A 25,640-nucleotide genomic window follows, 5' to 3' on the forward strand; every position below is an offset into this window, starting at 1 on the left:
CTGTGAGGGCGATGACCGAGCGCGCGGTTCGCCGGTGGGCGGCTCGCTGAGAATTTGTGGAGGTCGGCGTGGGCGTCGAGGTCGCGATGGTGCAGATCGCCTACTCCGACCGGGATCTGCGCTCGCTGATCCACGCCGGGCACGCCCACGTGCAGGGCAGCGACGTTTTCGGCACGCGCTATCACGCGCTCCGGCCGGATCTCTTCTTCTTCCAGCATGCGACCTACGGGTTGGATGAACCGAATCCCTCGTGGTCTTCCGACTGGTTCGGGTGAACGCCGCCACGTGCTCGATGCCCGAGGCCGCACCGGTGCAGACACCGGCCTTTTCTTGTCGTCGCCGAGGCGGTGATCGCCACAGGGCGTGCTGGGTCGGGAGGCTATCGGTGACCACGGGTGAAGGCTCGCCAGTGGGACCGCCCCGGCGACGGCACGAACTTGCGGCGGCCGATCAGTGCGCCGTGTAGGCACCGGCGTCGAGGTCCTCGATGAGGGTCGGCCCGGTAGGTGTCCAGCCCAGCAGCTCTCGCGTCGCCTCGCTGGTTGCCGAGAGGTCCATCGCGAAGAATGCGCCGATCCACCCGAAATGACCTTGGATGTCCTCCGGGGCGATGGAGGTCACGGGCAGGTCCAGTGCTCGGCCGATCGCCTCGGCGATCACGCGGCTCGGCACGCCCTCTTCGGCGACGGCGTGCAGGCGAGCTCCCGCCGGGGCCTTGCCGAGGCCGAGCGTGACCAGTCGGGCGGCGTCGGCTCGATGGACCGCGGCCCACCGGTTGGCGCCGTCGCCGGGGTAGCCGGAGAAGCCGGTCCGGCGGGCGATCGCGGCGAGGGTCGCGATGAAACCGTGGTCCCCGGCGCCGTGCACGGTTGGCGCGAAACGCAGGCTCACGGCGTGCACGTCGCGGTCGACGTACTCGAGCGCCAAGTTCTCGCTTCCTCCGCGCGGCGAGTCGGGGCCGTGGAACGGAGAAGGGTCGGCTTCCGTCGCGGGCCTGCCCTGGCTGAGGGCGGCGACGCCCGACGCGAGCAGGAAGGGGCGGCCGGTGCCGGCGAGCGCGTCGCCGATGGTCTGAACGGCGGCTCGCTCGGCCGCATTGGAGGCGGCGAGGTCGGACCAATCGTGTTTGTTCGCCAGATGAATGACGGCGTCGGCCGCCTCGGCTCCGGAGCGGATGCCGTCGAGGTCGTCCAGGTCGCCGCGGCGGACCTGGGCGCCTTTTGCCTCGAGGGCTGCGGCGGATCCGTCGGATCTGGCCAGTCCGGTGACCTCATGGCCGTCGGCGAGCAGGTCGGCGACGGTGGCCGAGCCGATCCATCCAGAGGCTCCGGTGACGAAAACATGCATGACGTGAACTCCTTCGTCCACTCCGCCGCTGAGCGGGGAGCGATCCCTGCGAGGTGATGTCTGTGACTGACGTCAGTCACAGACATCACCTTACGCCTTCATGTCAGTAGCTGTCATCACTACACTTGGCGACATGGCACGTTGGGAACCTGGGGCCGCGGAGCGGCTGCGGCAGGCCGCGCTCGAACTGTTCGCCACCCGGGGCTTCGAACAGACCACCGCCACGGAGATCGCGCAGTCCGCCGGTCTGACCGAACGCACGTTCTTCCGTCACTTCAGTGACAAGCGGGAGGTTCTCTTCCGCGGACAGGGCTTACTGGTCGAAGCGTTCGTCACCGGCGTGGACGCCGCACCCCCGGACATGTCCGCGATCGACATCGTCGCCTCCGCGCTGCAGTCCGTAGCGTCGTTCTTTCCCGACGAACGCCGGTCGGACTCCCGTACGCGACAATTCGTGATCGACCAGAACCCCGCACTACAGGAACGCGAGCGGCACAAGCTCGCAGGTCTCGCCACGACGGTCGCCGACGCCCTGCGCGCGCGAGGCGTCGACGACCTCGCCGCGAGGCTGGCGGCGGAGTCGTGCATCACGGTGTTCGGGATCGCTTTCACGCAATGGATTCGCGAAGACGAGCAGCGGTCGCTCGCCGAGATCGCAGCCGATGTGTTCGGCGAGTTGCTGGCCCTCGCCGGAAAAGCGACAGCGCATCGCGCGACGCCCGCGGATCGCGCCGCCGGGCAATCTCGAGAAACTGTCGACGTCCGCCATCGCTCATGACGCCGATGATGCTCGGCTCACTCGATCGGCCCTTCCTGCGCTCCGGCGCGGCCGACCTCATCGCGGCGCGTCGGTCGCGGTAGGCGGGGGCGGACGGGCTCGGTGACCGCGATTCGGCAATTGACATCCGCCCCATCCCGAAAGTACCTTTGCGATCAAAGCTAAATGCCTTTGGTATCAAAGGCATTGTCGAGAGCGCTCCGCCGCGCCAGGTCCGGCGGGCCCGTTCGCCGAGGAGCAGATCATGTCGGATGAGACGCACGACTCCGCGCACGTGACGCGTTGGATCCGCGACCGCGCCCGCCCCCTCGCCACGGTCGACGCCGATGGGTCGCTCATGGACTTGGCGGCGTTGGCCGACCGGGCTGACAGCACGGTCGTCGTCGGAGTCGGCGCGACGACCCGCGCGGGGCACGAACTGTCCGTGACCGCACACCGGACATTGCGACTGTTCGTGGAAACTCTGGGTTTTCGGGCGCTCGCCCTGCTCGATGACGAATCCGTCGTGGCGGCCATGGACGAATACGCGCGGACGGGTGCCGGGGACGTGCGGGCGATTCTGGGCGATGCGTGGGTGCCGTGGCGCACCGCCGAGACAATCGCTGTTCTGGAGTGGGCGCGCGAGTTCAATCGTGCGCATCCGCACGATCCGGTACGCCTGTTCGGCCTGGCTCCCGAGGCCGCCAAGCCGGCGCACTACGAGCGCGTGACAAGGTTCGTGGAAAGAGTTGCGCCGCAAAGGATCGCGGAGCTCAGATCGCACTACGACCCGATTGTGACAGCCCATCGGCTGGGCGAGCACATACAGCGCGCGAACGGCACCCACCCTGGGCGCCCATTTGCCGACCACGCCCGAGACGCGCTGACGCTGGTCGAGTCGTTGCCGGGCGCCGCAGGCGCACCCGAAGTCCTGGACGCGGCTCGCCGCATCGTGCGGTACCACGAGAACAGCACCGCCTCGGGCCGCCGTGACTTCGCCGCCGAATCCGTCGATGCCGCTCGCCGCATCGTGGACTGGCACGATCGCACCGGGCACCGGATCGTGTACTGGGAAGGAGTGTCCAACACCGCCGTCGCGCGAGAGCTCACCGTTGCCGCTATGTCACAACGGTTTCCGAACACGGGATCCCTGCTCCGTGACCGCTTCGGAACCGGTTATCTGTCGGTCGCACTCACCTTTCATCACGGCAACGTCCGCGCCGACCTGGCTGTGCCCGCTCCGGCGGAGGGCTTCGCGGACACGGTGCTCGACCAACCCGAGCTCGGCAGTTACCTGCTCGATCTGCGGACCGCACCCGCGGGCGCGGTTCGGCAATGGCTGCATCGGCCCGCGAAGCTCCGCCTCATCATCGGGACCTACCGCCCTGACCGCGACGTCGATCATCACATCGCCGGTGCCGGACTGGGCGACTGGTTCGACGTCGTCCTGCACATCCGGACCATCACCCCGACGCACTCGCTCGCCCAACCGTGACGCATGCGCCCGCCGTCGGGTCCACGACCCTCGACAAATTACGCTACTCGACTTCGATCGACGGTGGCGCCGCGCACTTCTGACGCGCTCGACGCGGTCCGAGTAGGCGGCGCGCTCTCATTCGCCGCCCTGCCCGATGTGGGGCCGCACGAGGGGCAGGTAGATGGTGTCGATGATCTCGGTGATGGTGCTGTCGGGGATGGTGGTGACGCCGCGGACAAGGTACTCGTTGCGCAGTAGATCGACCGCCACGGTCGCGATTCGCGGCGACAGTGCTTCGGGGCGGGCTTGGCCACGGGCGATGGCGCGACCGAGAATCGTCAGCCATCGGGTGACGCTGGTGTCGAACAGCTGATCTCGAACTTCGCGGAGCAGGTCCGGTTGGCTGTGCATTTCGGTGGCCAGTACGTGCAGTAGGTCTCCCTGTCGTGACGTCATTCGGTCGGCGGCGGCGCGTAGTACCGCGAGTGCGTCCGTGCGCAGGTCGCCGGTGTCGGGCACGTCGTCGGTCAGGGCGGCATCGCGGAACGCCGCGACCGCCAGTGCCGCGCGGCTGGGCCAGCGGCGATAGATCGTGGTTTTGTTGGTTCCGGCGCGGGTGGCGACTCGGTCGATGCCGAAGCCCGCGTAGCCGACCTCGGCGAGTTCTTCCGCCGCCGCTCGCAGTATCGCTTGTTCCAGCACCTCGCCACGCCGTCGCGGCGCCTTGCGGTGATCGTCCGCGCGGCTCGGCCCGTCCGGCCCACTCATTCCGTTCACTTAGAGGACTATACGTCCCTTGGTAGCGGAATCTCATGGTAGCTTGGCTCACTAATAGAGTACTGATAGTCCTCTATTTGGCGCTGAAAGGAGCACGACCATGGCCTCTGCCGTATCCGCGGATGAACTGCTGCCCGGAATTCGTCTCGGGGTGGTGCGTGGCACCACCTACGGGCTGTTCGGCCGACCCGAGGAGTTCGTGCCACAGGCGCGGGCGCTGGGCGCAGGCATCGTTCGGGTGAACATCTACTGGTCGCAGGTCGAGCCGGAACCCGGCCGGTTCGATCTGCACGTGCTGGACGCGTTGCTGGACCAACTCGCCGACGGCGACGAGGCGTGGGTGACGGTGTGCGCGGGTTCGCACTGGGCCACGCGGCGCGCCACCCGGTGGCTGCCCGCGTCGCCGGCCATCGACATCGACCGCTACCATCGCTTCGTCCGAGAGCTCGCCGCGCACCAGCCGGGCCGAATCCGTTTCTGGCAGTGCGAGATCGAGCCATGCCTGCCGTTGTTCTGGGCCGGTACGGCCGGTGACTATGTCGCTCAGCTGCGGGTCTTCCACGAGGCCGTGAAACAGGCGGACCCCGCGGCGCTGGTGGTACTCGGCGCGGCGGTGCCGGGGGCGATGCTGGGCGACGGACCGGCCGGAGCGCACACCTGGGGGCGCTTCTTCGGAGAGGTGCTGCGGGATGGAGCGGAGCATTTCGACGTTTTCGACATCCACCCCTACGGCGACCCGTACACCGTCCCGGAACTGGTGCGAGCATGCCGAGCGCAGCTGGCCGCGCACGGATGCGAAAAGCCGTTCGTCGCAAGCGAACACAGTGGGCCGCTGCCCACGGATTTCCCGGACAATCTGCCGCATCTGGCCGATGTGCTCGCGGTTCATCAGCAGCAGTTCCTCGGGAAGGCTCCTATGCCCGACACCCTCGAAGAGATCGAAGCCGCGGCGGACGCGCCGGTGGTCGAGCTCTACCAGCGCATGACCGAACTGCCGCCCACGTTGCAGATGTTCATGAACGGGTGCGCACCGGAACTGGAGGAGCACCGGCACAGGCTGGCCTGCCGGGATGTGGTGGTGCGCACGATGCTCGCGCTCGCCGAGGGTATCCGGCGCAACTTGTACTACCCGATCGCCCCCGAATGGGAGTTCTATCGCGACAGCCGTGCCGCGGGTGCGCTGATGTTCGGCAAACTCCAGCTTCTGGACAGTGCGGGCGCAACCATCGGTCGGCGGCATCCGGCCGCCGACACCTTCGAGTTGATGGCACGCCTGCTCGACGGCGCCACCCGGGTTCGGCGGATCACCGTCATCGATCGTCCCGACTTGTACTTGTTCGAAGCCGAGCGGAATCACGGTACTCCGGCGCTGGTCGTCTGGGAGCGGCGCGGCATGGCCGATCAGGATGATTCACCGAACGAATTCGTCTGTGACTGGCCATTTCTCGGGGCGCATGTAGTGGATGCCCACGGTGCTCGGGTGCCGGTCGACATCGCTGGGAGAGTGCTTCGGGTCCCGGTCTCGTCGACGCCGCTGTTCATCGACGGCGCTGTCGAGGGACAGCGGTGACTCCGGGCGCATCGGGGAACATTTTTCCTATAACCGGCGAGTCCTGCCGGTCGATAGTGAGGGCCCATTCACGAGAAGGGCTACACATGAGCGACGACGATCTTCACGACTTCGAGCGCGATTCGTTCACCTACGACGGCAAGACCCGCGCACTTTTCCGCCGAGGCGCCGGTCCCGCCGTAATCGTCATGGCGGAATTCCCGGGCATCTCACCCGAGGTGTTCGACTTCGCCCGCCGCGTAGCGGGTTTGGGGTGCACGGCGGTGGTGCCGCACCTGTACGGCAACCCGGGTCGTGATCCCAGCCCCGCCGCGCACGGGCTGGTCTCCGCGTTGGCGAACGTCGCCGGTCAGCTCGGGCCGATCTGCGTCAGCCGGGAGTTCGTGGTGCTGGCCACCGGCCGCACCTCACCGGTCGTGCACTGGCTGCGTGCGCTGGCCGAACACGAGCACCGCCGCTGCGGCGGACCGGGTGTCGGTGCCGTCGGGATGTGCTTCACCGGTGGATTCGCCCTCGCCATGGCGGTCGACGACCGTCTGATCGCGCCCGTACTGTCCCAGCCGGGGCTGCCGCTGGGTTTCACCTCGCGACAGAGATACTCCATCGACCTGTCCGCTTCGGACCTCGCCCGCGTCAAACAACGTTGCGCCGACGGACTTTCGGTCATGGGCCTGCGATTCTGCGGTGATCGACGTTCTCCGGCCGAACGATTCGACTTCCTGCGCGACCAACTCGGCGAGGCGTTCATCGCGATCGAACTAGACGACGCCGCCGCCAACCCGGACGCCGTGCTCGATCCCCACTCGGTCCTGACCGAACACCTCATCGACGAACCGGGCCAACCTACCCAGGCTGCCCTACACCGAGTACTGGATTTCCTCGGCAGTCGACTCCTGGCGGATCACCAGCCGATCGGTGAGCGCCCTTAGCGACGACTCCTGTCGTCCCGCGAGGTCGATGCGACTCCGCACCGCCTTCGGCGCGGGCCGGCGTCGATCGGACCGCATCGACGACTTCCGAATCGAAAGGAAAATCATGACAACCCCCGTCTGGGTCGCCGGTGTCGGAATGACGCCGTTCGGCAGACACCCCGGAAAGAGCGTCAACGATCTCACCCGCTGGGCCGTCACCGACGCGTTGCGGGACTGCGGTGCCTCCGCCGACGCACTCGACGCCGCGTTCTTCGGTACCGCCACGCAAGGTGCGCTCGAGGGCCAGCACATGATCGCGGGGCAGATCGCCTTGCGGGCCTCGGGTATTCAGCGCATTCCGATCGTGAACGTCGAGAACGCCTGCGCTACGGGCGCCTCCGCGTTCGCGCTCGCGGTGGATCGGATCCGGTCGGGGGCCGCCGAGGTCGCGCTGGCCGTCGGCGTGGAGCGCATGCACGTCGACGACCCCGAACGAACCATGGCGGTGTTCGACAGCGCCTACGACGTGTCCGATCCCGCCGCGCTCGAGCGCGTCCTGCTGGAGTTGGGTGGTGACGTCGACGACCACGACCTGGGGCGCCGCTCGGTCTTCATGGACATCTACGCGGCTATCGCTCGCAACCACATGCGTCTGCACGGCACGACCCAGGAACAGATCGCCGCGGTAGCGGCCAAGAATCACGACCATGCGGCCGACAACCCGCGCGCGCATTACCGCAAGCCGATGACCGTGGCGGACGTACTCGCGGGGCGGCAGCTGTCGTACCCGCTCACCGTCCCGATGTGCGCGCCGATCACCGACGGCGCGGCCGCGGTGATCGTGTGCAGCGAGGCCGGGCTCCGGCGGCTCGGCGCGCCGAAATCGGTGCAGGTTCTCGCCGCCGTCCTCGGCAGCGGAGCGGACCGCGACGCGACGACCTTCGAGGGACACCCGAGCCGTACGGTATCCGCACGCGCCTACGAACTGGCAGGAGCCGGTCCGGAGGACATCGACGTGGCCGAGGTTCACGATGCCACGGCATTCGGCGAGATCCTGCAGACCGAGTTGCTCGGCCTCGTTCCGCTCGGTGCGGGTGGACCGGCGGCGCTGCGCGGTGAGACCACGCTCGGGGGCAGGATTCCGGTGAATCCCTCCGGCGGCCTGGAATCCAAGGGGCATCCTCTCGGGGCGAGTGGGCTCGGCCAGATCTTCGAGCTCACGGAACAATTGCGCGGCAACGCCGGTCCGCGTCAGGTGGACGGGGCGCGAATCGCGCTGGCGGAGAACGGCGGTGGTTTCCACCGCGGCGAGGAAGCGGTCACTGCCGTCATCGTGCTGGGAAGGGTGTGAGACATGGCCATCATCGATTTCTTCGATCGAGGCCGGGCGATCAATCCGGCGGGCGTCGCCTACCGGACCGACGACGAGGCCTGGACTTTCGACGAAGCCGGTGCGCTGTCGTGCCGAATCGCCCATGCGCTACTGAGCGCCGGCATGCGGCGCGAATCGAAAATCGCCGTGCTGTCGCCGAACTCACCGCTGGCGTGGATCTGCGTACTCGGCGCATGGCGCGCGGGCGCGGCGTGGGTCCCGCTGAACCCGGCGCATCCGGTGAGCGAGAACATCCGGCTGTTGCGGCGCTTCGACGTGGAAGTGTTGTTCTACCACCCTGCTCTCGCCGACCAGGTAGCGGAACTGAAGACGGCAGCACCCGGGGTCGGCGTATACATCGCGTTGGCGGCAGGGACCGACGATGTGACCCTGCGGGACTGGACCGCCCAGCATCCCACCGCGCCACCACGGGTCGGCTACGCCATGGACGATGTGGTCGCAGTGGCGCCGACCGGCGGAACGACCGGTGCACCCAAGGGCGTCATGAACACGCACCGCAGTCTGTCGGCGATGGTGACCCACCAGATGATGGCGCTGGTCCATCCGGCGGGCGCACCCATCGTCAACCTGGCCGCGGCCCCGATGACGCACACGGCCGGGCTGTTCAGCCTGCAGGCCACCGCACGCGGGGGCGCAGTCGTCATCATCCCGCGCGCGACACCGGAGCGGGTCCTCGATGCCATCGAGCGGCACCGCGTCACGGATCTGTTCCTTCCGCCGACGGTGATCTACCGCTTGCTCGAGGTGCTGCGGCAGCGGACCGCCGACACCTCGTCCCTGCGCTACCTGACCTACGGCGCGGCGCCGATGTCGACCGAGAAACTCCGCGCCGGAATCGAGCGGCTCGGGCCGGTCTTTCTGGAAGGCTACGGGCAAATGGAGGCCCCCGCGGCGATCTCGTTCCTGCGGCCCGACGAGCACCTGATCGACGGACAGGTGGCGCCCGAGCACCGACTCGGTTCGTGCGGACGACCCTATCCGCTGGCCACGGTGGCGATTCTGGACGAGTCCGGGGCGGAGGTGGCCGCGGGTGTGACCGGCGAGATCTGTGTCCGGGGCGATCTCGTGATGAAGGGCTACTACAAGGATCCCGAACGCACCGCGGAGACCATTGTCGACGGATGGCTGCACACCGGCGACCTGGGGCATCGCGACGCGGAAGGCTACCTCCACATCACCGACCGGAAGAAGGACCTCATCATCTCGGGCGGTTTCAACGTCTTTCCCGGCGAGGTCGAGCAGGTGATCTGGAGCCACCCCGCCGTGCGGGATTGCGCGGTGGTCGGCGCCCCGCATCCCGACTGGGGTGAGGTCGTGACCGCTGTGGTCGAACTCGAGGCGGGGCAGAGCGTTGGCGACGCGGAGCTGATCGCCCGGTGCCGCGAGCGGCTCGGCCCGGTGCGGGCGCCCAAGGCGGTCGTCTTCGTCGACCAGCTCCCTCGCAGCGTCAATGGCAAGGTCTTGAAGAAGGAAGTGCGGGAGCGATTTTGGGCCGACCGCAGCACGAGGATCTGAGGGTCGTGCTCGTATTCCTCCAGGTTCCCAGCGCATGGAGCGTCGATCGCTGTTGCCCGGAATCGCCGACGGTCACCGATCCGTCGGTTCCACCGGCTTCCGCACCCCGTGCGCGTTGTCAGGGACGACCGTCCCGCGCCATCCCCCGATGAGCCGCATGGCGTGGTAGATCACCAGCGCGGCGACGGCGCCCAGCGTGATGCCGCCGAAGTCGAGTTCGCCTACCACCCATGTGAAGTCGGCGATGCCGATGACCAGCGGGATGGCCGCGGTGAACTGGTTGATCGGCTTGCCGAAGTCCACCCGGTTGCTCACCCAGATGTGCACGCCGAGGATTCCGACCAAGCCGTAGAGTGCCGTCGTCACGCCACCGAGCACCCCGGCCGGGATGGCGGCGATCACGGCTCCCACCTTCGGTGAAAGGCTGAGCGCGATCGCCGCGGCGCCGGCCACCCAGTACGCGGCGGTGGAGTACACCTTCGTCGCGGCCATCACGCCGATGTTCTCCGCGTACGTGGTGGTCGCCGAACCGCCGCCGCTGCCCGCCAGTACGGTCGCCAGACCGTCGGCCGCCAGCGCGCGGCCCATGCGCCGGTCGTAGTCGATACCGGTCATCGTGGTGATCGACTTGACGTGCCCGATGTTCTCGACCACGAGCACCAGAACCACCGGCAGGAACATCGGGATCACCGAGAGGTGGAAGCTCGGTGCGTGGAAGTCGGGCAGCCCCACCCAGGAAGCCTTCCCGATCGCCGCGGTGTCGACCTCGCCGCGGGCGAGCGCGAGCAGATAGCCGAGCACGACACTGGTGACGATCGCCAGCCTGCCGAGCAACCCGCGAAAGAGCACCAGACACAGGATCAGCAGGACGAGCACGACCGTCGCGGTGATCGCGTCCTTCTCGAAATTCGTCTTGGCGGTCGGCGCCAGGTTCAGCCCGATCAGGGCGACGATGGTGCCGGTGACCACCGGCGGCATCAGCGCTTCGATCCAGTGGGTGCCTGCGAAGTGCACCACCGCGCCGATGACGATCAGCACGACGCCCACCACGACGATGCCGCCCAGCGCCGCACCCATTCCGGCGGAGGCGGTGGCCGCGAGGACCGGAGCGATGATGGCGAAACTCGAACCCAGATAGCTCGGCAGCCGGTTGCGGGTGATCACCAGGAACAGCAGGGTGCCGACTCCGGAGAACAGCAGCGTCGTCGACGGCGGGAACCCGGTGAGGACCGGCACCAGGAAGGTGGCGCCGAACATCGCCACCACATGCTGCAATCCGATGCCGATCGTGCGCGGCCAGGTCAATCGCTCGCCGGGCGCGATCACCGCGCCGGTGGCGACCGGAGTCCACCGGAACATCGATCCGGTTCGCGATTCGGGCGTCGTCATGGGAGCAGTGTGCGGCATCAACGGCCGGCGCGCTGTGCCGGACTCCCTCGGCCGAGATGTCGCGTGCTGTCGTGCCGCGCGTCGACCTCGTCCTGTGCCCCGTAGGCGTGGGCGCCGGACGGTGCCGAAGTCGTCGCCCACGCCTTCGCGGTGTAGCCCGGCTGCACCAGCCAGGCGGGGGTGCGGGCGTAACCGACGCCGGACGACGTTCCGGTGGCCAGCAGGTCGCCGGTGCCGAGACCGGCTTCGCGTACTCGACCTGGGCCCTGCACGAGCGTGTCTAAAAGGTCCGTCCGGCGTCGGACGCGCCGGTGGTGCCGTTGCCCAGCACTGTGAATCCAGTGCCGGTGAGCAGGCGCTCGTCGAGAAGGTTTCTCGTGTCGACGATTACGGGTCGGTCGACGTCGGTCGCGAGTTCGGCCCAGTCGAGCGAACGGAATTCGGGCCACTCGGTGAGGATCACCAGCGCGCCGGCGTCTTTCGCCACCAGGTAGGGGTCGTCCACCACGCGGATGCCGTCCAGACCCGGGGTGCCCGCCGGCACACACGGGTCGTAAGCGGTGACCACGGCGCTGTGCCGGGTCAGCTGCCGCGCGACCGCGACGGCGGGGGAGTCGCGCAGGTCGCCGGTTCCGGCTTTGAACGCGAGGCCGAGCACGCCGATCCGGGTCCCGGCCAGCGAGCCGTCGACCGAATCGGTGACCGCGCGGCGGATCTTGCGCAGCACCATCGCCTGCTGACGGTCGTTGGCCTGCAAGGCATTGCGAACCATGGCGAAGTCCACACCCCGAGCTTCCGCGGCACGCAGGAGCGCGCGCGTGTCCTTGGGCAGGCACGAGCCGCCCCAGCCGGGGCCGGGAGCGAGGAAGGCGGGACCGATCCGGTCGTCCATCCCCATCGCGCCGGTGACCTTGGTGATGTCGGCGCCGACTCGTTCGCACAGTTCGGCCAGTGTGTTGACGAACGAGAGCTTCACCGCGAGAAACGCGTTGCTGGCGTACTTGGCCAGTTCGGCGCTGGCAGAGTCGGAACGCAGCACCGGTGCGCCCGTTCCGGCGTAGAGCGCCGCGACACGGTCGGCCGACTCCCGATCGTGCTCGGCCGCGCCGATGAGAACCCGGTCGGGGCGCAGGAAATCCTCGACCGCGTGGCCCTCCCGGAGGAATTCGGGGTTGCTGACCACCGCCGTGCCCGCGAGACCGGACAGGGCGGGAATCCGCGCCGCCGTCCCCACCGGGACGGTGGATTTGGTGACGAGCACACAGTCCGGCGGCAGGACGGTGGCCAACGTCCTCAGCGCGTCCTCGAGCACGCCGAGGTCGGCCGTACCGCCGGTGCCCATGGGCGTGGGAAGGCACAACAGGACCACTTCGCATTCGTGCAGCGCCTGCGCGTCCGATGTGAAGACCAGCCGATTTTCCTCCAGTCCCTCTCGAACCAGTTCCGGCAACCCGGGCTCGACGATCGCGACCGCACCCGTACGCAGCGCCGCGACTTTGGCTTCGTCGTTGTCGACGCAGATCACGTGGTGTCCGAGGTGGGCGAGGCATGCGGCGCTGGTGAGACCCACATAACCGGCGCCGACCACGCCGACGCGACTACCCATGGCGGACCCGCTGTCCGAGCAAGTCGGCCGCGACCGCGAGCACATGTTCGGGTCGCACCATGAGCAGGCCCGGATCCGGGTAGTCGGCGTGCGGGTCGCCGACCGTCCCGGCCCACAGCGCGATGTGGTGTTCCGCGTGCGGGGGCGGCCCCCACCGGTTCGGGGGCGTGGGCCCGAACAGCACTACCGACGGTGTGCCGAACGCGGTGGCGAGATGCCCGACGCCGGTGTCACCGCACACGACCAGAGCCGCGTCGGCCACCAGTGCGGCGAGTTCGGTCAGATCGGTGCGTCCCGCGTACACCGCCGAGGGCGGGAGCCCGGCCTTCTCGGCGACCGCGTTGGCCAAGCGCATTTCGTCCCTGCTCCCGGTGATCACCACTCGATGACCGTCGGCGACGAGTTCACGCGCCACTCGCGCGAAGCGTTCGGACGGCCAGCGCCGCGCGGGATACGCCGCGCCGGGATGGATCACGACCGCATTCGATTCGGGGGCGGGTCGCGGTGGGGCCGGCAGCAGCAGTGCGGTTGGATCGGCGTCGATCCCACCGTATTCCAGCAGCCGGCACCAGCGATCCACTTCGTGCACGTCGTCGCGCCACGCGGGGCCGGACAGGTCGGGAAATTCCGGATTGTGGTGGGTCAGTAGTGCATCGGGGCCTGCCGTCAGCAGATCGCGGATGCTCTCCGGTCCTTTGCCGTGCAGGTTGACCGCGAGACTCGGTGGCGCGGTGGGCCATCGAAGCGCACCAAGTCCCGCCGTCGGCAGCAGTTCGTCGACCGCGTCGATGAGGCCGACGAGGTCACGCAGCGCTTCCGGCGCCGCGAGCACCACCCGGTGGCCGGGGTGGGCGCTTCTGATCCCGCGCAAGGCGGGCACGATGGTCAGCAGGTCGCCAAGCCCGAGTGCCCGCAGCACCAGGATCGTGCGCGTCAGGGCCACGATCCCTCTTCCGAGGCGCACACGACCATCTCCCTGACTTCGCAGCCCGGCGGCTGCCGGAGCGCGAAGACCACCGCGTCGGCGACGTCCCGCGGTTGGTTGAGTTTCGCGTCGGGCGGCGGCTTGTACTGCTCGTCGCGGTCGTCGAAGAACGCCGTGTGCATCCCGCCCGGGATGAGCAGGGTCACCCCGACGCTGCCCGCCGTTTCGGCGGCGAGCGCCTTGGTGAAGCCCACGACGCCGAATTTCGAGGCGCAATAGGCGGTCGCATGACCGACCGCCTTGACGCCCAGGGTGGAAGCACACGTCACGACCGTTCCCTTGCTCTCCCGCAGCGCCGGAAGGGCGGCACGAATCACGGCGGCGGTGCCGAACAGATTGACCTGGACCACGTATTCCCATTTCTTCGTTGGCACTTGGTCCAGTGGGCCGCAGGCGTCGGTCCCCGCCGCGGTGAACACGCCGTCGATCCGGCCGCCCGTGCGCTCGATGATCTCGTGCACGGCTTGTTCGGCGGCGACGGTGTCGGCGAGATCGGCACGCACGAAGTCGACGGGTGCCTCGGGCTCCACCCGGTCGATCACATAGGGGCGGCCCCCGTTCGCACGGACGGCGGCGGTGACCGCCGCGCCGAGCCCGGAAGCGCCACCGGTGATCAGGACATTGCCGAGGGTTCGCATCGCGCTCCTTACGTTCTCGGGTCAGCCGCCGACCTGGCTCGCGGTGACCAGTTGTGTAGTCGAGTAACCGGGAACAGTGGGGATCAGCGCGATCTCGCCGCCGTAACCGCGAACGACCGCGGCCTCGGGGAGATCCACGCCGGAGTAATCGCCGCCCTTGACCCACACATCGGGGCGAAGGCGGTCCAGCAGTGCGCTCGGCGAGGATTCGTCGAACACGACGACGGCGTCGACCGAGGATAGTTCGACGAGCAGCCGGGCACGGTCACGTGCGGTGACGATCGGCCGGCGCGGCCCTTTCAGGCGCCGCACCGACGCATCGGAGTTGAGGCAGACCACCAAGGCGTCACCCATGGCGCGAGCCTGGCGCAGCAGGCTCACATGGCCGGGATGCAGCAGATCGAAACAGCCACCGGTGGCGACGAGTCGGCCGCCACGCGCCCTGATCCGCGCCGCCACCTCGAACGCCGACTCGTTCGTGTCGGTCGGGCCCGCCGTGGCCACGGCCGTGCTGTCGCACGTGGACAACGTGGCCGCGCCGCCCGCCGCGACGAACCTGGCCGCCGCGTCGACCGCGTGCGACACCGCGTCGGCGACCGTGGAGCCGCCGAACAGGGCGGCGGTCGCGGCCGAGGCGAATCGGTCACCCGCGCCGCAAGTGTCGGAACCGGGATGCCCGGCGAGACGGACGTCGGCAGGTACGGGAACCACAGTGAGCCGTTTCCCATTGGCCAGGACCGCTCCGCCCGGACCGGTGGTAACCGCGACGGAATCCGCTGCCCACTCGTCTCGCAGCACCTTCGCCAACTCGTCGGGTTCGACATATCCCGGCGCGAACTGGCGTGCCTCTTTCAGGTTCGGCGAGACCAGTTGTGCTCCCGGCGTCGGCGCGGGGCCACGCGGGTGCGGATCCCACACCACCGGTACCGACCGAGCCAGTTCGGTGAGCAGGCTCCGGATCCGGGGATGCGCGGCGACACCCCGGCCGTAGTCCGCCACGAGGATCGCCCCGGCCGCCCGCAGTGTCCTGGTAACCGCGGCGCTCACCGAGCCGCCGTCCGCGGTGCCGTCGCCGGTGTCCATTCGCAACAGCGACTGTCCCGCGGCGCGGACGCGGGCCTTGCGAACCGTCTTGCCGCGCAGCGCGATCGGAACGACTCGAACGTGCTGGTCGAGGAGCCGGGTGAGGATGCGGCCGTCGTGGTCGTCGGCGGTCGCCGTGATGAGCGAGACCTCGGCGACCGACTGCGCGGCCAGCGCGGCGGCCAGCCCGGCACCGCCCGGGCGTATCCACTGGCGTTCCACGTCCACGACGGGCACGGGAGCTTCGGGCGACAACCGCTCCGCGACGCCTTCGATGTCGACGTCCAGAATGCTGTCGCCCACCACGACCAACGGCTTCATGTCGGTACCCCCAGTGCATCGTCGAGCGCCGAGCACAGAGCGTGCACCAAGACCAGATGCACTTCCTGCACAGTGGCCGTGGTGGGCGCGTCCACGGCGACGGCGTCATCGCACAGCGCCGCGAGCGGATTGGGCGCGGGCCCGGTCATGGCCCACGTGACGACGCCGATGTCGTGCGCCGCTTTCGCCGCGGCAACCACGTTGTGGCTGGTGCCGCTGGTGGACAACAAGACGAGGATGTCGTCGGGCCTGCCGTGCGCGCGGACCTGGCGCGCGAACAGTTCGGTCTCGCCGTAGTCGTTGATGATCGCGGTACCCGCCGAGGTGTCGGCGTGCAGCGCGATCGCCGAGAACGGACGGCGCTCGTTGCGGAAGCGGCCGACCAGCTCACCGGTCAGGTGCTGGGCTTCCGCGGCGCTGCCGCCGTTACCGCAGGCGAGCAACCGTCCACCGTTGGCGAGCACGACCGCGAGTTGCCTGCCCCATCTGCGGATATCGGGTGCGAAGCAACTGGTGCGGTCCAGCGCCGCGTGCAAAGCCGCGAAATGGTCCTCGATCACCCCGCACCTCCTGTCCGCAGGCGCGTGAGGCTGCCCGCACCGAGTTCTTCCGCCACCGTGACGACCTGCTCGGGGGTGATCGAGTCGAGGCACGGATGCCCCGCCACCGGGCAGACCCGGGCTCTGCTGCCGCGGCACGGCGCGCGTTGGTCACCGAGCATGGCCACCGGCACGCCGTAGGGCGCCCACCGCTCGGCGGGCACGACCGGTGCGAACAGCGAGACCACGGGTGTCCCGACGGCCGCGGCGAGATGCGCCGGGCCGGTGTTGGGCGCCACCACGACGCTCGCGTCGCGGAGCACGGCGGCGAGTTCGGGCAGGGTCGTGGCTCCACCGAGATCGATACCGTGTCTGCCCGCGACGGCGCCGGTGAGCGGCCGGTCGGCGGGAGCGCCGGTCACGATCACCCGGTGACCGGCGCTGGTCAGTGCGGCGACGATGGCCGCGGAACGGGACGAGGACGGCTGCCGCGCCGGTACCGACGCGGCCGGATGCATGACCACGTAACCCGGTTCGCCGGTGAGCCCGCCGACCTTCGGCAACGGCTGCCGGACAGCGAGTTTCCCGTCGTCGCCGGGCGGCAGCCGGAAGCCGGCCGCCGCGGCGAGCGACAACGCCCGTTCGGCTTCGGGCGGATCGCCCTCGACGCGATGGCGCAGATCCAGCAACGAACCGGGGTAGTCCTCCGAGATCGCGCCGATCCAGGGAATACCGGCCATCCGAAGCAGCAGCGCCAGCGGCAGCGGCGACTGGTGGAAGGACGTGAGGATCAACGCGAGATCCACCTCGAGCGCGCGTATCCGCTCGACAAAGGCATCGATACCCGCCGACGTGACCGCGGGTGGCTCCAGATCGATCCACGGAGCGCGCCACGTCACGACCTGCTCCACACCCGGCAGAAGATCCGCGGCGGCTCGGCCGCGCGGCCCGGCCAGCAGCGTCACCGAATCGACCTGCGCGGCCACCGCTCGGACGCACGGCCCCGCCAGCAGCACATCGCCGAAATTGTCCATGCGGGCCACCAGCGCCCGGCCGGTCACGGCACACCCGCCATCGCCAGCCGGACGGCCTCGGTCAGATCCCGCGCCACAGTCGCTTCGCGACGCGCGCGGTGCACCTCGCCGGGAAGGGTTCTCGCAGTCGGCACCAGGATCGCGCGTGCGCCCGCGGACTGCGCGGCGGCGACGTCGGCGCCGGTGTCGCCGATGACCACACACCTGCCGACGTCGACGCCGAGATCCGCCGCGGCCTGCCGGATCAGGCCCGGCTCCGGTTTGCGGCACCCGCAGCCGTCGCCTTCGCCGTGCACGCACACCTGCCAGGTCGCGAACGGTCCGAGCAGATCCTCGACTCGGGAGTTCACCGCGGCGAGCTGTTCGGGGCTGATCAATCCTCGCGCTACGCCGGACTGGTTGCTCACGATGCCGAGCTGGATGCCCGCCGCGCGCACTTTCCGCAGCGCGTCGGCGGCTCCCGGCACCGGCTGGACCTCGGTGGGGTCGGCGAGGTAGGGGACATCGATGATGAGGGTGTCGTCGCGGTCGAACAGCAACGCCAGCGGCGAGGCGTGGGTCGCGTTCCGGTGACGCAGCTCGCCGCGCAGTCGGTGCCAGCACGCGGCCGGTGGAATCAGCGCGCTGCTCAGCGTCATCCGGCCGATCTCGCCGGGTGTTCGGGGTCCTGGTGCGATCCGGCGCGCTGCGAACGCACCGGTCAGCGCCGTCCAGATGGCCGCGAAAACGAGGGCGGGCAGTTTACGGCCCGCGACGCCGAGCGCCATGGCCAACGCGCCCGCGGCCGTAGTGAACGCGTGGCGGCGGAGAAGTCCGGCCTCTTCGCCGATCCGCTGCCGCCATCGAGCGCCGTATTTCCGCCGCAATAGGGCGTTGTCGGCGTTCCCGCGTTGTGCTCGGACGCTGGCCATCGGTCCCGATTCGCGAAGCGGGTGGCGAGTGACGCGTTGTCCGGCCGCGATGACGTAACCCGCGAGGCAGACCCGGAGTGCCAGATCGGCGTCCTCGCGGAACGCCCGCGGGAACCGTTCGTCGAAGCCACCCACCGCGATCAGCGCGGACCGGCGATAGGCCATGTCCGCCGTGATCCACCGCGCCGTGGCCAGCCGTGCGATCCCGCGTTCGGCGTCGGTCGGCCTGCGGTGCTTCGGCAGTGGAACCTCGATGCGGGCCGTGGAAGCCGCCGTGTTGTCGTCGAGATCACGCAGGTCCTCGGCCAAGCGGGCGGGCCAATCCGGCGCGGTGAGCACATCGTCATCGAGGAAAGCGATCCAGGTTCCTTCGGCATGCCGCCACCCGGCGTTCCTGGCCGCGGCGGGTCCGCGTCCGCCCGAGCGGATGACCTGAACCGAAGACACCGTCGAGGGCAACGGTAGGTCCCCGGCTCGGGGCCGATCGTCCACCACGATGATCTCCCGTGGTTTCGGTCCCGACGCCGTGTCCAGCGACTCGAGCAGCGCGCGAAGACTTTCCCGGCCCATGGTCGGGATCACGATGCTGTAGTCCACGGTGGGGCCGTTCATGGGCGACGGACCACGAATGAGCCGATGGCGAGCAGATCGATGGGTGCCGAACCGAAGCATTCGAGGGCGTCGCGCGGTGAATCGACCATCGGCCTGCCCGCCGTGTTCAGGCTGGTGTTGATCACTACCGGCAGACCCGTGTGCCGCTCGAACTCCGCCAGCATGCGTGCCAAAACCGGCTTGTCGGCGGGATCGACGGTCTGTACCCGCGCGGTGCCGTCGACATGTGTCGCGGCGGGAATCCGCTCTCGCCACTCCGGCGCGACGTCGTGCACGAACAGCATGTACGGGCTCGGCAGCGGCCCGCGTCCGAAGATCTCGGACGCCCGGTCGGCGAGCACCATCGGTCGTCGACGCCGAGATCCGCCGCGGCCTGCCGGATCAGGCCCGGCTCCGGTTTGCGGCACCCGCAGCCGTCGCCTTCGCCGTGCACGCACACCTGCCAGGTCGCGAACGGTCCGAGCAGATCCTCGACTCGGGAGTTCACCGCGGCGAGCTGTTCGGGGCTGATCAATCCTCGCGCTACGCCGGACTGGTTGCTCACGATGCCGAGCTGGATGCCCGCCGCGCGCACTTTCCGCAGCGCGTCGGCGGCTCCCGGCACCGGCTGGACCTCGGTGGGGTCGGCGAGGTAGGGGACATCGATGATGAGGGTGTCGTCGCGGTCGAACAGCAACGCCAGCGGCGAGGCGTGGGTCGCGTTCCGGTGACGCAGCTCGCCGCGCAGTCGGTGCCAGCACGCGGCCGGTGGAATCAGCGCGCTGCTCAGCGTCATCCGGCCGATCTCGCCGGGTGTTCGGGGTCCTGGTGCGATCCGGCGCGCTGCGAACGCACCGGTCAGCGCCGTCCAGATGGCCGCGAAAACGAGGGCGGGCAGTTTACGGCCCGCGACGCCGAGCGCCATGGCCAACGCGCCCGCGGCCGTAGTGAACGCGTGGCGGCGGAGAAGTCCGGCCTCTTCGCCGATCCGCTGCCGCCATCGAGCGCCGTATTTCCGCCGCAATAGGGCGTTGTCGGCGTTCCCGCGTTGTGCTCGGACGCTGGCCATCGGTCCCGATTCGCGAAGCGGGTGGCGAGTGACGCGTTGTCCGGCCGCGATGACGTAACCCGCGAGGCAGACCCGGAGTGCCAGATCGGCGTCCTCGCGGAACGCCCGCGGGAACCGTTCGTCGAAGCCACCCACCGCGATCAGCGCGGACCGGCGATAGGCCATGTCCGCCGTGATCCACCGCGCCGTGGCCAGCCGTGCGATCCCGCGTTCGGCGTCGGTCGGCCTGCGGTGCTTCGGCAGTGGAACCTCGATGCGGGCCGTGGAAGCCGCCGTGTTGTCGTCGAGATCACGCAGGTCCTCGGCCAAGCGGGCGGGCCAATCCGGCGCGGTGAGCACATCGTCATCGAGGAAAGCGATCCAGGTTCCTTCGGCATGCCGCCACCCGGCGTTCCTGGCCGCGGCGGGTCCGCGTCCGCCCGAGCGGATGACCTGAACCGAAGACACCGTCGAGGGCAACGGTAGGTCCCCGGCTCGGGGCCGATCGTCCACCACGATGATCTCCCGTGGTTTCGGTCCCGACGCCGTGTCCAGCGACTCGAGCAGCGCGCGAAGACTTTCCCGGCCCATGGTCGGGATCACGATGCTGTAGTCCACGGTGGGGCCGTTCATGGGCGACGGACCACGAATGAGCCGATGGCGAGCAGATCGATGGGTGCCGAACCGAAGCATTCGAGGGCGTCGCGCGGTGAATCGACCATCGGCCTGCCCGCCGTGTTCAGGCTGGTGTTGATCACTACCGGCAGACCCGTGTGCCGCTCGAACTCCGCCAGCATGCGTGCCAAAACCGGCTTGTCGGCGGGATCGACGGTCTGTACCCGCGCGGTGCCGTCGACATGTGTCGCGGCGGGAATCCGCTCTCGCCACTCCGGCGCGACGTCGTGCACGAACAGCATGTACGGGCTCGGCAGCGGCCCGCGTCCGAAGATCTCGGACGCCCGGTCGGCGAGCACCATCGGTGCCAGCGGCCGGAACTGTTCGCGCCCCTTCACATCGTTGAGGCGTTCGAGATTCGCCGACCGGCCGGGGTGAGCGAGCAGCGAACGGTGGCCGAGTGCGCGCGGGCCGAATTCGGACCGGCCCTGGAACCAGGCCACCACCTGGTCTTCCGCGAGCGCTTGCGCCACGTCCGCCGCGATGTCGTTGGATTTCGTGTACCGGACCTTGGCCGTGCGGAGCACGGTTTCCAGCTCGGCGTCCGTCCATTCGCGGCCGAGGTCGGCGCCCCGCATCGGGGTGACCCGCTCCCCGAACTCGGCCGCCAATTGCAGCGCGGCGCCCAGTGCGGTGCCCGCGTCGCCCGCGGCAGGCTGGACCCAGATCCGCTCGTAGGGGCCTTCGGCGTGCAGACGGCTGTTGGCCACGCAGTTCAGCGCGATGCCACCGGCCAGCGTGAGGGTTCGCTGCCGGGTCTGGCGATGCAGCCAAGAGGTCAACTCGAGCAACACGTCCTCGAGTCGTCGTTGGACGCTGGCGGCGAGGTCGGCGTGGTCTCGACCGAACTCACCGCCGATCACCGTGGGGGCGAAGTCCGACCAGTTCACGGCCTCGGTACGGAAACCACCGTCCCGGGTGGAGTACACGAGTTGGCGGAACCGATCGAGGAATCGGGGGCTGCCGTAGGAGGCCAGTGCCATGACCTTGTATTCGTCGCTGGACCGGGTGAAGCCCAGATGCTCGGTGAGGTCCTCGTACATCAATCCGAGCGAGTGCGGCAGCCGCTGTGCCGCCAGCTCCACGAACTTGCCGTCTCGATATTCCCCGGCGAGATAGGACTGGCTCTCGCCGCGTCCGTCGGCCACCAGCACCGCCGAGTCGCCGGACGGGGCCGCGAGGGCCGCGGACGCGGCGTGCGCCAGGTGATGTCGCACGAAACGCACGATGGTGGGATCGAGGCCGGGCAACGCGGCCGCGAGGAAAGCGGGCGCTCGGAACGCGTAGTCCGTTCTGGTCGCCTCGCTTTTCCGATCGAGACCGCCGAGCGAATGATCGACCAGTGCCGGGTCGTAGGAGTAGCCCACCGCGTCGAGCTGGTCGGGGCGTAATCCCGCTCGCTCCAGACACCATGCGGCGGCTTGTTCGGGCAGTTCCCATGCGGAGAAGGGCACCGGGCGCTTGCCGTGCTTGCGACGGGTGAACCGCTCTTCCTCGGCGGCCGCGACGATTTCGCCGTCCACGATCAGAGCCGCAGCAGGATCATGAAATACCGCGTTGATTCCGAGAATGCGCACGGGCCGCCTTTCTGTTCGAGACGCGGTTCGAGACGCGCGGGACCCGGTTCGCCCGCTGGCATACAAGGGGGGCGCTACCCGGTGAAGTCGCGACTAAACCGATCCGCCGTCGGGCGCCGCTCAGCGCACGGACTCTTCGGCCGACTCGGCGGTGCGCCCGGCGAACCAGTCGATCGTGCGGCGCAGTCCTTCCTTCCTGCCGATCACCGGCCACCAGCCCAATTCGCGCCGGGCCAGCGAGATGTCCGGGCAGCGCCGTTTCGGATCATCGATCGCGCTGTCGACATACGTCACGATGGAACGGCTGCCGGTTGCCGCTCGGATCTCCTCGGCGAGGCCGCGGACGGATATCTCGTGCGGATTGCCGATGTTGACCGGCCCCGGATGGTCGGTCGACGCCAGCGCGAGCAGGCCGCGCACCGTGTCTTCGACATAACACAGCGAGCGGGTCTGCTCGCCGGTTCCCGCGATGGTGAGCGGTGCGTCCGCCAACGCCTGTGCGATGAAGGTGGGCACCATCCGGCCGTCGTCGGTACGCATGCGGGGACCGTAGGTGTTGAAGATCCGGGCGATCCCGGTGTTCGCGCCACGCTCCCGGCGAAATGCCATCGTGAAAGCCTCGGCATACCGCTTCGCCTCGTCATAGACGCTGCGCGGCCCGACCGGATTCACGTGACCCCAGTAATGCTCGGGTTGCGGGTGGACACCCGGGTCGCCGTAGACCTCGCTGGTCGATGCGAGCACGAAACGAGCTCGATGCCGCTCGGCCGAATCGAGGGCGTTGGCGGTGCCGAGGGAGCCGGCTCGTAGCGTCTCGATCGGCAGTCGCAGGTAGTCCGGTGGCGACGCGGCCGACGCGAGGTGGAAGACGACATCGAAGAAGCCCATCGTCGGCAGCGGCTCGGTGACGTCGTGCTGGATGAGGTCGAATCCGGGACGGGCGAGCAGCCGGGCGACGTTGTCCGGTGTGGACGTGGCGAAGTTGTCGAGCGCGACCACGACGGTGCCCGCGTCGAGCAACTGCTCACAGAGGTGTGATCCGACGAAACCGCATCCACCGGTGACCAACGCGCGTTCGCGGGGTTCGGACATGCTGTGGCCTACCCGCGGCCGCTCGCGCGAAGACCACGATCTGTCGACGGTGACTCGGGAGCAAGCTTGCCGCTGTCGCCGGTGCCGTCGAGCGAACGGCTGTCGGTGGGCCCATGTCCGTTGCGTGCGCCCGCGCGTGCGGTCACCCGGCGGTACGCGTGGAGGGTTTCGGCGGCGATCCGATCCCATGAATAGCGCGACTCGACACGCTCGCGCCCGGCGCGGCCGTAGCGCTCCCGGACCCCTGGTGTGGTCAGCAGCTCGCCGACCGCGTCGGCCAGTTCCGCGGGCTCCCGCGGTGGAACCAGCCTGCCGGTCACACCGTCGACGACGGTATCGATGAGGCCGCCGACCGCGGTGGCCACCACGGGAACGCCGCACGCCATCGCTTCGAGTGGCGTCATCCCGAAGGGCTCGTACCACGGCGTGCACACGGCCACGTCCGCCGATCTCAGGAGCGGAGCTATCCGGGTCCTCGGCACCCGGCCCAGCATGCGCAGCCGTTCTCGTACGCCGAGTTCGTCCGCCAGGGCCAGCAGCCGCCTGCCCTCCGGGTCGTCGGCTAGCTCGGCATCGTCCGGCCCGCCGACCAAGACCAACTCGGCGTTCCGCAGTCCGGTGAGCGCGGTGATCGCGGTGTCGAAACCTTTGCGGGGCACCAACCTGCCGACGCTGATCATCCGATACTCGGCCGACTTCGGCTCTTTCGGTCCCTCGGGTGCGAACTGTTCGAGGTCCACGCCGCACGGGATCACCGAAGTCTTGGACCGGGGGACGCCAAGCCTGGCCAGTTCGAACACCTCGTCGGTGCAGGTGGCGATGATCCGGTCGGTTTGTCCGGCGATCAGCCGTTCGAGGCGTATCCGGTCGGCCGGACTGGTGTCGTTCGAGCCTTGGTGGCGGCGCTTCACCACGCCCAGCGCGTGAAAGGTCTGCACGACCGGAATGTCGGTGGGGCGTGCCCCCGACAGGGCGGCGAGTCCGGACATCCAGAAATGCGCGTGCACGACATCCGGCCGCAGGTCGCGCCAGTGCTCGCGCAGGAAAATGCCGAATTCGACCATGTGCGGCAGCAATTCGTCCTTCGGCAGCGGACGAGCGGGACCGGCCGGGACGTGGACGACGCGGTAACCCTGTTCGGCGGTGACCGTGTCGGGTGCGTCCGCCTCCTCGCGGCGCGTGTAGACGGTGACCTCGTGCCCCTGCCTGCACAGGGCGGCGGACAGCTCGGCGACATGAACGTTCTGCCCACCGGCATCGACGCCGCCCAGCACCGCGAGCGGACTGGCGTGTTCGGACACCATCGCGATCTTCATGATTCCGCCTTCTCTCTCCGGGACACTGCCTTCATTCGGTGACCTCGGCGAGCAGGGCATCCCACCGGCGCAGGAAGACCTCGAGGCCGTAGTGCTCGAGCGCGAACTGCCGTCCCGACTTGCCCGCCAGCGCCGCGAGATCGGGTTCGTGGAGGAACTCGTGGAACTTCGCGGTGAGCACCGCGACATCGGTGGAGACGGCACCGGCTTCGGGCGGCACCGCCATGACGGCCTCGGTGGTGGCGAGGGCTACCACCGGCATGGCCAGGTGCATGGCTTCGAGAAGGGACAATCCGAGCGAGGTCCAGCGCGCGGTGTGCAGGTACACCCTTCTGCGCGCCATGTCCGGATGCAATGCCGACTGCCGCAAGTCGCCGATGCCGCGGATCGGGTGCCCGGTGGACCTGTTCGCCGTGTAGTCGCCGGCTCCGATCCCGTACACATCGATCGGTCCCGCCATCGCGAAGTCGGGCAGGAGATCACTCCCGGTGATCCTTCCGCGCCGCATCGGCTCGTTGATCAACGCCACGCCATGGGGCAGTTCACCGGTGTAGCGCGCGCCGGGGTCGACGATTCCGTGCGGCACCACCCGGGTGGGCGCGCGTCCGCTGTCCCACATCAAGTCGTTGAAATGCGTGACGTGCACGAGCGGGATGTCGGCGCGATCCGCCAGCGGATGCCTGCTGGTGGCAGCACTGGGCCGCGGCGCGTTGTGCTCGACGAAGACCGCGGGAATATCGGCCCCGGGACGACGGCCGAGCCATCGTTCGGTGAGCTCGATTTCCTCCGGGCGCTGGAGCACGACCACGTCCGGCTCGGTTTCGCGCAAGTGGTCAGCGGGCACCTCCGCGGCGGACGGCCAGTCGCGGCCGCACCGTCCACGGCCCCACGGCCCGCCGCCTTCCACCACGGGCAGCAGATAACGGTGCCGCCCTCGGACGAACGACGTCGTCCACGAGCCGTGCACGTGCCACAGCAGCACCGTGAGCCGCTCGATCTTTTCGGCCATGCCGGTAGCTCTTGCCTATTGCCGCCGGATCAAACCTGGTCGGCGCGGCCTGGCAGCGAACTTGTGGCTATTGTCGATG

The 25,640-nt window shown here is 69.0% G+C and carries 22 protein-coding genes and 2 pseudogenes; 7 read left to right on the forward strand and 17 right to left on the reverse strand.

Annotated features, from left to right (window positions below; translation table 11 throughout):
• Window positions 1–68 precede the first annotated feature (68 nt).
• A complete protein-coding gene (locus ACIA5H_RS11405; RefSeq protein WP_397075631.1) occupies window positions 69–275 on the forward strand; it encodes an oxygenase MpaB family protein in 207 nt (68 codons plus the stop codon).
• A 175-nt stretch (window positions 276–450) separates the two neighbouring features.
• On the opposite strand, the gene ACIA5H_RS11410 is transcribed toward ACIA5H_RS11405, so the two are convergent.
• The gene (locus ACIA5H_RS11410) at window positions 451–1,347 is read right to left on the reverse strand and encodes an SDR family oxidoreductase (protein WP_397075633.1); all 897 of its coding nucleotides are present in this window, start codon (window positions 1,345–1,347) and stop codon (window positions 451–453) included.
• Window positions 1,348–1,480: 133 nt separating this feature from the next.
• Here ACIA5H_RS11410 and ACIA5H_RS11415 point away from each other — a divergent pair, with 133 nt between their 5' ends.
• Together ACIA5H_RS11415 and ACIA5H_RS11420 are read left to right on the forward strand one after the other, a co-directional pair.
• The gene (locus tag ACIA5H_RS11415; protein ID WP_397075635.1) at window positions 1,481–2,125 is read left to right on the forward strand and encodes a TetR family transcriptional regulator; all 645 of its coding nucleotides are present in this window, start codon (window positions 1,481–1,483) and stop codon (window positions 2,123–2,125) included.
• Between the two features lie 244 nt (window positions 2,126–2,369).
• Window positions 2,370–3,599 carry an erythromycin esterase family protein gene (locus tag ACIA5H_RS11420; RefSeq protein WP_397075637.1) on the forward strand — a complete coding sequence of 410 codons (1,230 nt, stop codon included), beginning with the start codon at window positions 2,370–2,372 and terminating at the stop codon, window positions 3,597–3,599.
• Window positions 3,600–3,716: 117 nt separating this feature from the next.
• Here ACIA5H_RS11420 and ACIA5H_RS11425 read toward each other — a convergent pair whose 3' ends face one another.
• The gene (locus ACIA5H_RS11425; protein ID WP_379253662.1) at window positions 3,717–4,349 is read right to left on the reverse strand and encodes a TetR/AcrR family transcriptional regulator; all 633 of its coding nucleotides are present in this window, start codon (window positions 4,347–4,349) and stop codon (window positions 3,717–3,719) included.
• Window positions 4,350–4,458: 109 nt separating this feature from the next.
• Between ACIA5H_RS11425 and ACIA5H_RS11430 the strand changes: the two genes are divergently transcribed.
• The 4 genes from ACIA5H_RS11430 to ACIA5H_RS11445 all read left to right on the forward strand — a co-directional run bounded on the left by ACIA5H_RS11430 (window position 4,459) and on the right by ACIA5H_RS11445 (window position 9,747).
• The gene (locus ACIA5H_RS11430; RefSeq protein WP_397075639.1) at window positions 4,459–5,928 is read left to right on the forward strand and encodes a hypothetical protein; all 1,470 of its coding nucleotides are present in this window, start codon (window positions 4,459–4,461) and stop codon (window positions 5,926–5,928) included.
• 86 nt (window positions 5,929–6,014) lie between these two features.
• Entirely contained in the window at window positions 6,015–6,857 is an 843-nt protein-coding gene (locus ACIA5H_RS11435; RefSeq protein WP_397075641.1) for a dienelactone hydrolase family protein, read from the forward strand.
• Between the two features lie 106 nt (window positions 6,858–6,963).
• Complete coding sequence (locus tag ACIA5H_RS11440) at window positions 6,964–8,190, forward strand: thiolase family protein (RefSeq protein ID WP_397075643.1); 1,227 nt, start codon at window positions 6,964–6,966, stop codon at window positions 8,188–8,190.
• A 3-nt stretch (window positions 8,191–8,193) separates the two neighbouring features.
• Entirely contained in the window at window positions 8,194–9,747 is a 1,554-nt protein-coding gene (locus ACIA5H_RS11445) for a class I adenylate-forming enzyme family protein (RefSeq protein ID WP_397075645.1), read from the forward strand.
• A gap of 72 nt (window positions 9,748–9,819) precedes the next feature.
• Here ACIA5H_RS11445 and ACIA5H_RS11450 read toward each other — a convergent pair whose 3' ends face one another.
• From ACIA5H_RS11450 to ACIA5H_RS11520, 15 genes and pseudogenes are all read right to left on the reverse strand, one after another.
• Window positions 9,820–11,106, reverse strand: a complete 1,287-nt coding sequence (locus ACIA5H_RS11450) for a uracil-xanthine permease family protein (RefSeq protein ID WP_379253663.1) — start codon at window positions 11,104–11,106, stop codon at window positions 9,820–9,822.
• Between the two features lie 47 nt (window positions 11,107–11,153).
• On the reverse strand, window positions 11,154–11,408 hold the full coding sequence (locus ACIA5H_RS11455; protein WP_397075647.1) for a hypothetical protein: 255 nt from the start codon (window positions 11,406–11,408) through the stop codon (window positions 11,154–11,156).
• 8 nt (window positions 11,409–11,416) lie between these two features.
• Window positions 11,417–12,742, reverse strand: coding sequence for a UDP-glucose dehydrogenase family protein (locus ACIA5H_RS11460; RefSeq protein ID WP_397075649.1), 1,326 nt, complete (start codon window positions 12,740–12,742; stop codon window positions 11,417–11,419).
• Window positions 12,735–13,685, reverse strand: coding sequence for a glycosyltransferase family 9 protein (locus ACIA5H_RS11465; RefSeq protein ID WP_397075651.1), 951 nt, complete (start codon window positions 13,683–13,685; stop codon window positions 12,735–12,737). The genes ACIA5H_RS11460 and ACIA5H_RS11465 overlap by 8 nt, the downstream gene beginning before the upstream one ends.
• Window positions 13,676–14,365 (reverse strand): SDR family oxidoreductase, encoded by a 690-nt coding sequence (locus tag ACIA5H_RS11470; protein ID WP_379253522.1) that lies wholly within the window; start codon window positions 14,363–14,365, stop codon window positions 13,676–13,678. The genes ACIA5H_RS11465 and ACIA5H_RS11470 overlap by 10 nt, the downstream gene beginning before the upstream one ends.
• Window positions 14,366–14,386: 21 nt before the next feature.
• A complete protein-coding gene (locus ACIA5H_RS11475; RefSeq protein ID WP_355074205.1) occupies window positions 14,387–15,769 on the reverse strand; it encodes a PfkB family carbohydrate kinase in 1,383 nt (460 codons plus the stop codon).
• A complete protein-coding gene (locus ACIA5H_RS11480) occupies window positions 15,766–16,329 on the reverse strand; it encodes an SIS domain-containing protein (protein ID WP_355074204.1) in 564 nt (187 codons plus the stop codon). The genes ACIA5H_RS11475 and ACIA5H_RS11480 overlap by 4 nt, the downstream gene beginning before the upstream one ends.
• Complete coding sequence (locus ACIA5H_RS11485; protein WP_364426716.1) at window positions 16,326–17,369, reverse strand: glycosyltransferase family 9 protein; 1,044 nt, start codon at window positions 17,367–17,369, stop codon at window positions 16,326–16,328. The genes ACIA5H_RS11480 and ACIA5H_RS11485 overlap by 4 nt, the downstream gene beginning before the upstream one ends.
• Window positions 17,366–18,865, reverse strand: coding sequence for an HAD-IIIA family hydrolase (locus ACIA5H_RS11490; protein WP_397075655.1), 1,500 nt, complete (start codon window positions 18,863–18,865; stop codon window positions 17,366–17,368). The genes ACIA5H_RS11485 and ACIA5H_RS11490 overlap by 4 nt, the downstream gene beginning before the upstream one ends.
• Window positions 18,862–19,239 (reverse strand): annotated as a pseudogene (locus tag ACIA5H_RS11495) (carbamoyltransferase C-terminal domain-containing protein); the annotation flags it as partial. The pseudogene ACIA5H_RS11495 and the gene ACIA5H_RS11490, both read right to left, overlap by 4 nt.
• A 44-nt stretch (window positions 19,240–19,283) precedes the next feature.
• Window positions 19,284–20,585 (reverse strand): annotated as a pseudogene (locus ACIA5H_RS11500) (HAD-IIIA family hydrolase); the annotation flags it as partial.
• Entirely contained in the window at window positions 20,522–22,144 is a 1,623-nt protein-coding gene (locus tag ACIA5H_RS11505; RefSeq protein ID WP_397075657.1) for a carbamoyltransferase, read from the reverse strand. The pseudogene ACIA5H_RS11500 and the gene ACIA5H_RS11505, both read right to left, overlap by 64 nt.
• 120 nt (window positions 22,145–22,264) lie before the next feature.
• The gene (locus tag ACIA5H_RS11510) at window positions 22,265–23,236 is read right to left on the reverse strand and encodes an NAD-dependent epimerase/dehydratase family protein (protein ID WP_397075659.1); all 972 of its coding nucleotides are present in this window, start codon (window positions 23,234–23,236) and stop codon (window positions 22,265–22,267) included.
• Between the two features lie 8 nt (window positions 23,237–23,244).
• A complete protein-coding gene (locus ACIA5H_RS11515) occupies window positions 23,245–24,552 on the reverse strand; it encodes a glycosyltransferase (protein ID WP_397075661.1) in 1,308 nt (435 codons plus the stop codon).
• Between the two features lie 31 nt (window positions 24,553–24,583).
• Complete coding sequence (locus ACIA5H_RS11520; RefSeq protein WP_379253528.1) at window positions 24,584–25,561, reverse strand: glycosyltransferase; 978 nt, start codon at window positions 25,559–25,561, stop codon at window positions 24,584–24,586.
• Window positions 25,562–25,640 lie beyond the last annotated feature (79 nt).

It is taken from the genome of Nocardia sp. NPDC051900, from assembly GCF_044452545.1.
Classification (GTDB): domain Bacteria; phylum Actinomycetota; class Actinomycetes; order Mycobacteriales; family Mycobacteriaceae; genus Nocardia; species Nocardia sichangensis.

What these genes read in the sequence shown, in the direction of transcription:
- ACIA5H_RS11445 (WP_397075645.1), top strand. Translation starts at nt 8,194, where the DNA reads ATGGCCATCATCGATTTCTTCGATCGAGGCCGGGCGATCAATCCGGCG.
- ACIA5H_RS11475 (WP_355074205.1), bottom strand. Translation starts at nt 15,769, where the DNA reads ATGAAGCCGTTGGTCGTGGTGGGCGACAGCATTCTGGACGTCGACATC.
- ACIA5H_RS11415 (WP_397075635.1), top strand. Translation starts at nt 1,481, where the DNA reads ATGGCACGTTGGGAACCTGGGGCCGCGGAGCGGCTGCGGCAGGCCGCG.
- ACIA5H_RS11430 (WP_397075639.1), top strand. Translation starts at nt 4,459, where the DNA reads ATGGCCTCTGCCGTATCCGCGGATGAACTGCTGCCCGGAATTCGTCTC.
- ACIA5H_RS11520 (WP_379253528.1), bottom strand. Translation starts at nt 25,561, where the DNA reads ATGGCCGAAAAGATCGAGCGGCTCACGGTGCTGCTGTGGCACGTGCAC.
- ACIA5H_RS11440 (WP_397075643.1), top strand. Translation starts at nt 6,964, where the DNA reads ATGACAACCCCCGTCTGGGTCGCCGGTGTCGGAATGACGCCGTTCGGC.
- ACIA5H_RS11470 (WP_379253522.1), bottom strand. Translation starts at nt 14,365, where the DNA reads ATGCGAACCCTCGGCAATGTCCTGATCACCGGTGGCGCTTCCGGGCTC.
- ACIA5H_RS11450 (WP_379253663.1), bottom strand. Translation starts at nt 11,106, where the DNA reads ATGTTCCGGTGGACTCCGGTCGCCACCGGCGCGGTGATCGCGCCCGGC.
- ACIA5H_RS11460 (WP_397075649.1), bottom strand. Translation starts at nt 12,742, where the DNA reads ATGGGTAGTCGCGTCGGCGTGGTCGGCGCCGGTTATGTGGGTCTCACC.
- ACIA5H_RS11490 (WP_397075655.1), bottom strand. Translation starts at nt 18,865, where the DNA reads ATGAACGGCCCCACCGTGGACTACAGCATCGTGATCCCGACCATGGGC.
- ACIA5H_RS11410 (WP_397075633.1), bottom strand. Translation starts at nt 1,347, where the DNA reads ATGCATGTTTTCGTCACCGGAGCCTCTGGATGGATCGGCTCGGCCACC.
- ACIA5H_RS11420 (WP_397075637.1), top strand. Translation starts at nt 2,370, where the DNA reads ATGTCGGATGAGACGCACGACTCCGCGCACGTGACGCGTTGGATCCGC.
- ACIA5H_RS11515 (WP_397075661.1), bottom strand. Translation starts at nt 24,552, where the DNA reads ATGAAGATCGCGATGGTGTCCGAACACGCCAGTCCGCTCGCGGTGCTG.
- ACIA5H_RS11435 (WP_397075641.1), top strand. Translation starts at nt 6,015, where the DNA reads ATGAGCGACGACGATCTTCACGACTTCGAGCGCGATTCGTTCACCTAC.
- ACIA5H_RS11510 (WP_397075659.1), bottom strand. Translation starts at nt 23,236, where the DNA reads ATGTCCGAACCCCGCGAACGCGCGTTGGTCACCGGTGGATGCGGTTTC.
- ACIA5H_RS11425 (WP_379253662.1), bottom strand. Translation starts at nt 4,349, where the DNA reads ATGAGTGGGCCGGACGGGCCGAGCCGCGCGGACGATCACCGCAAGGCG.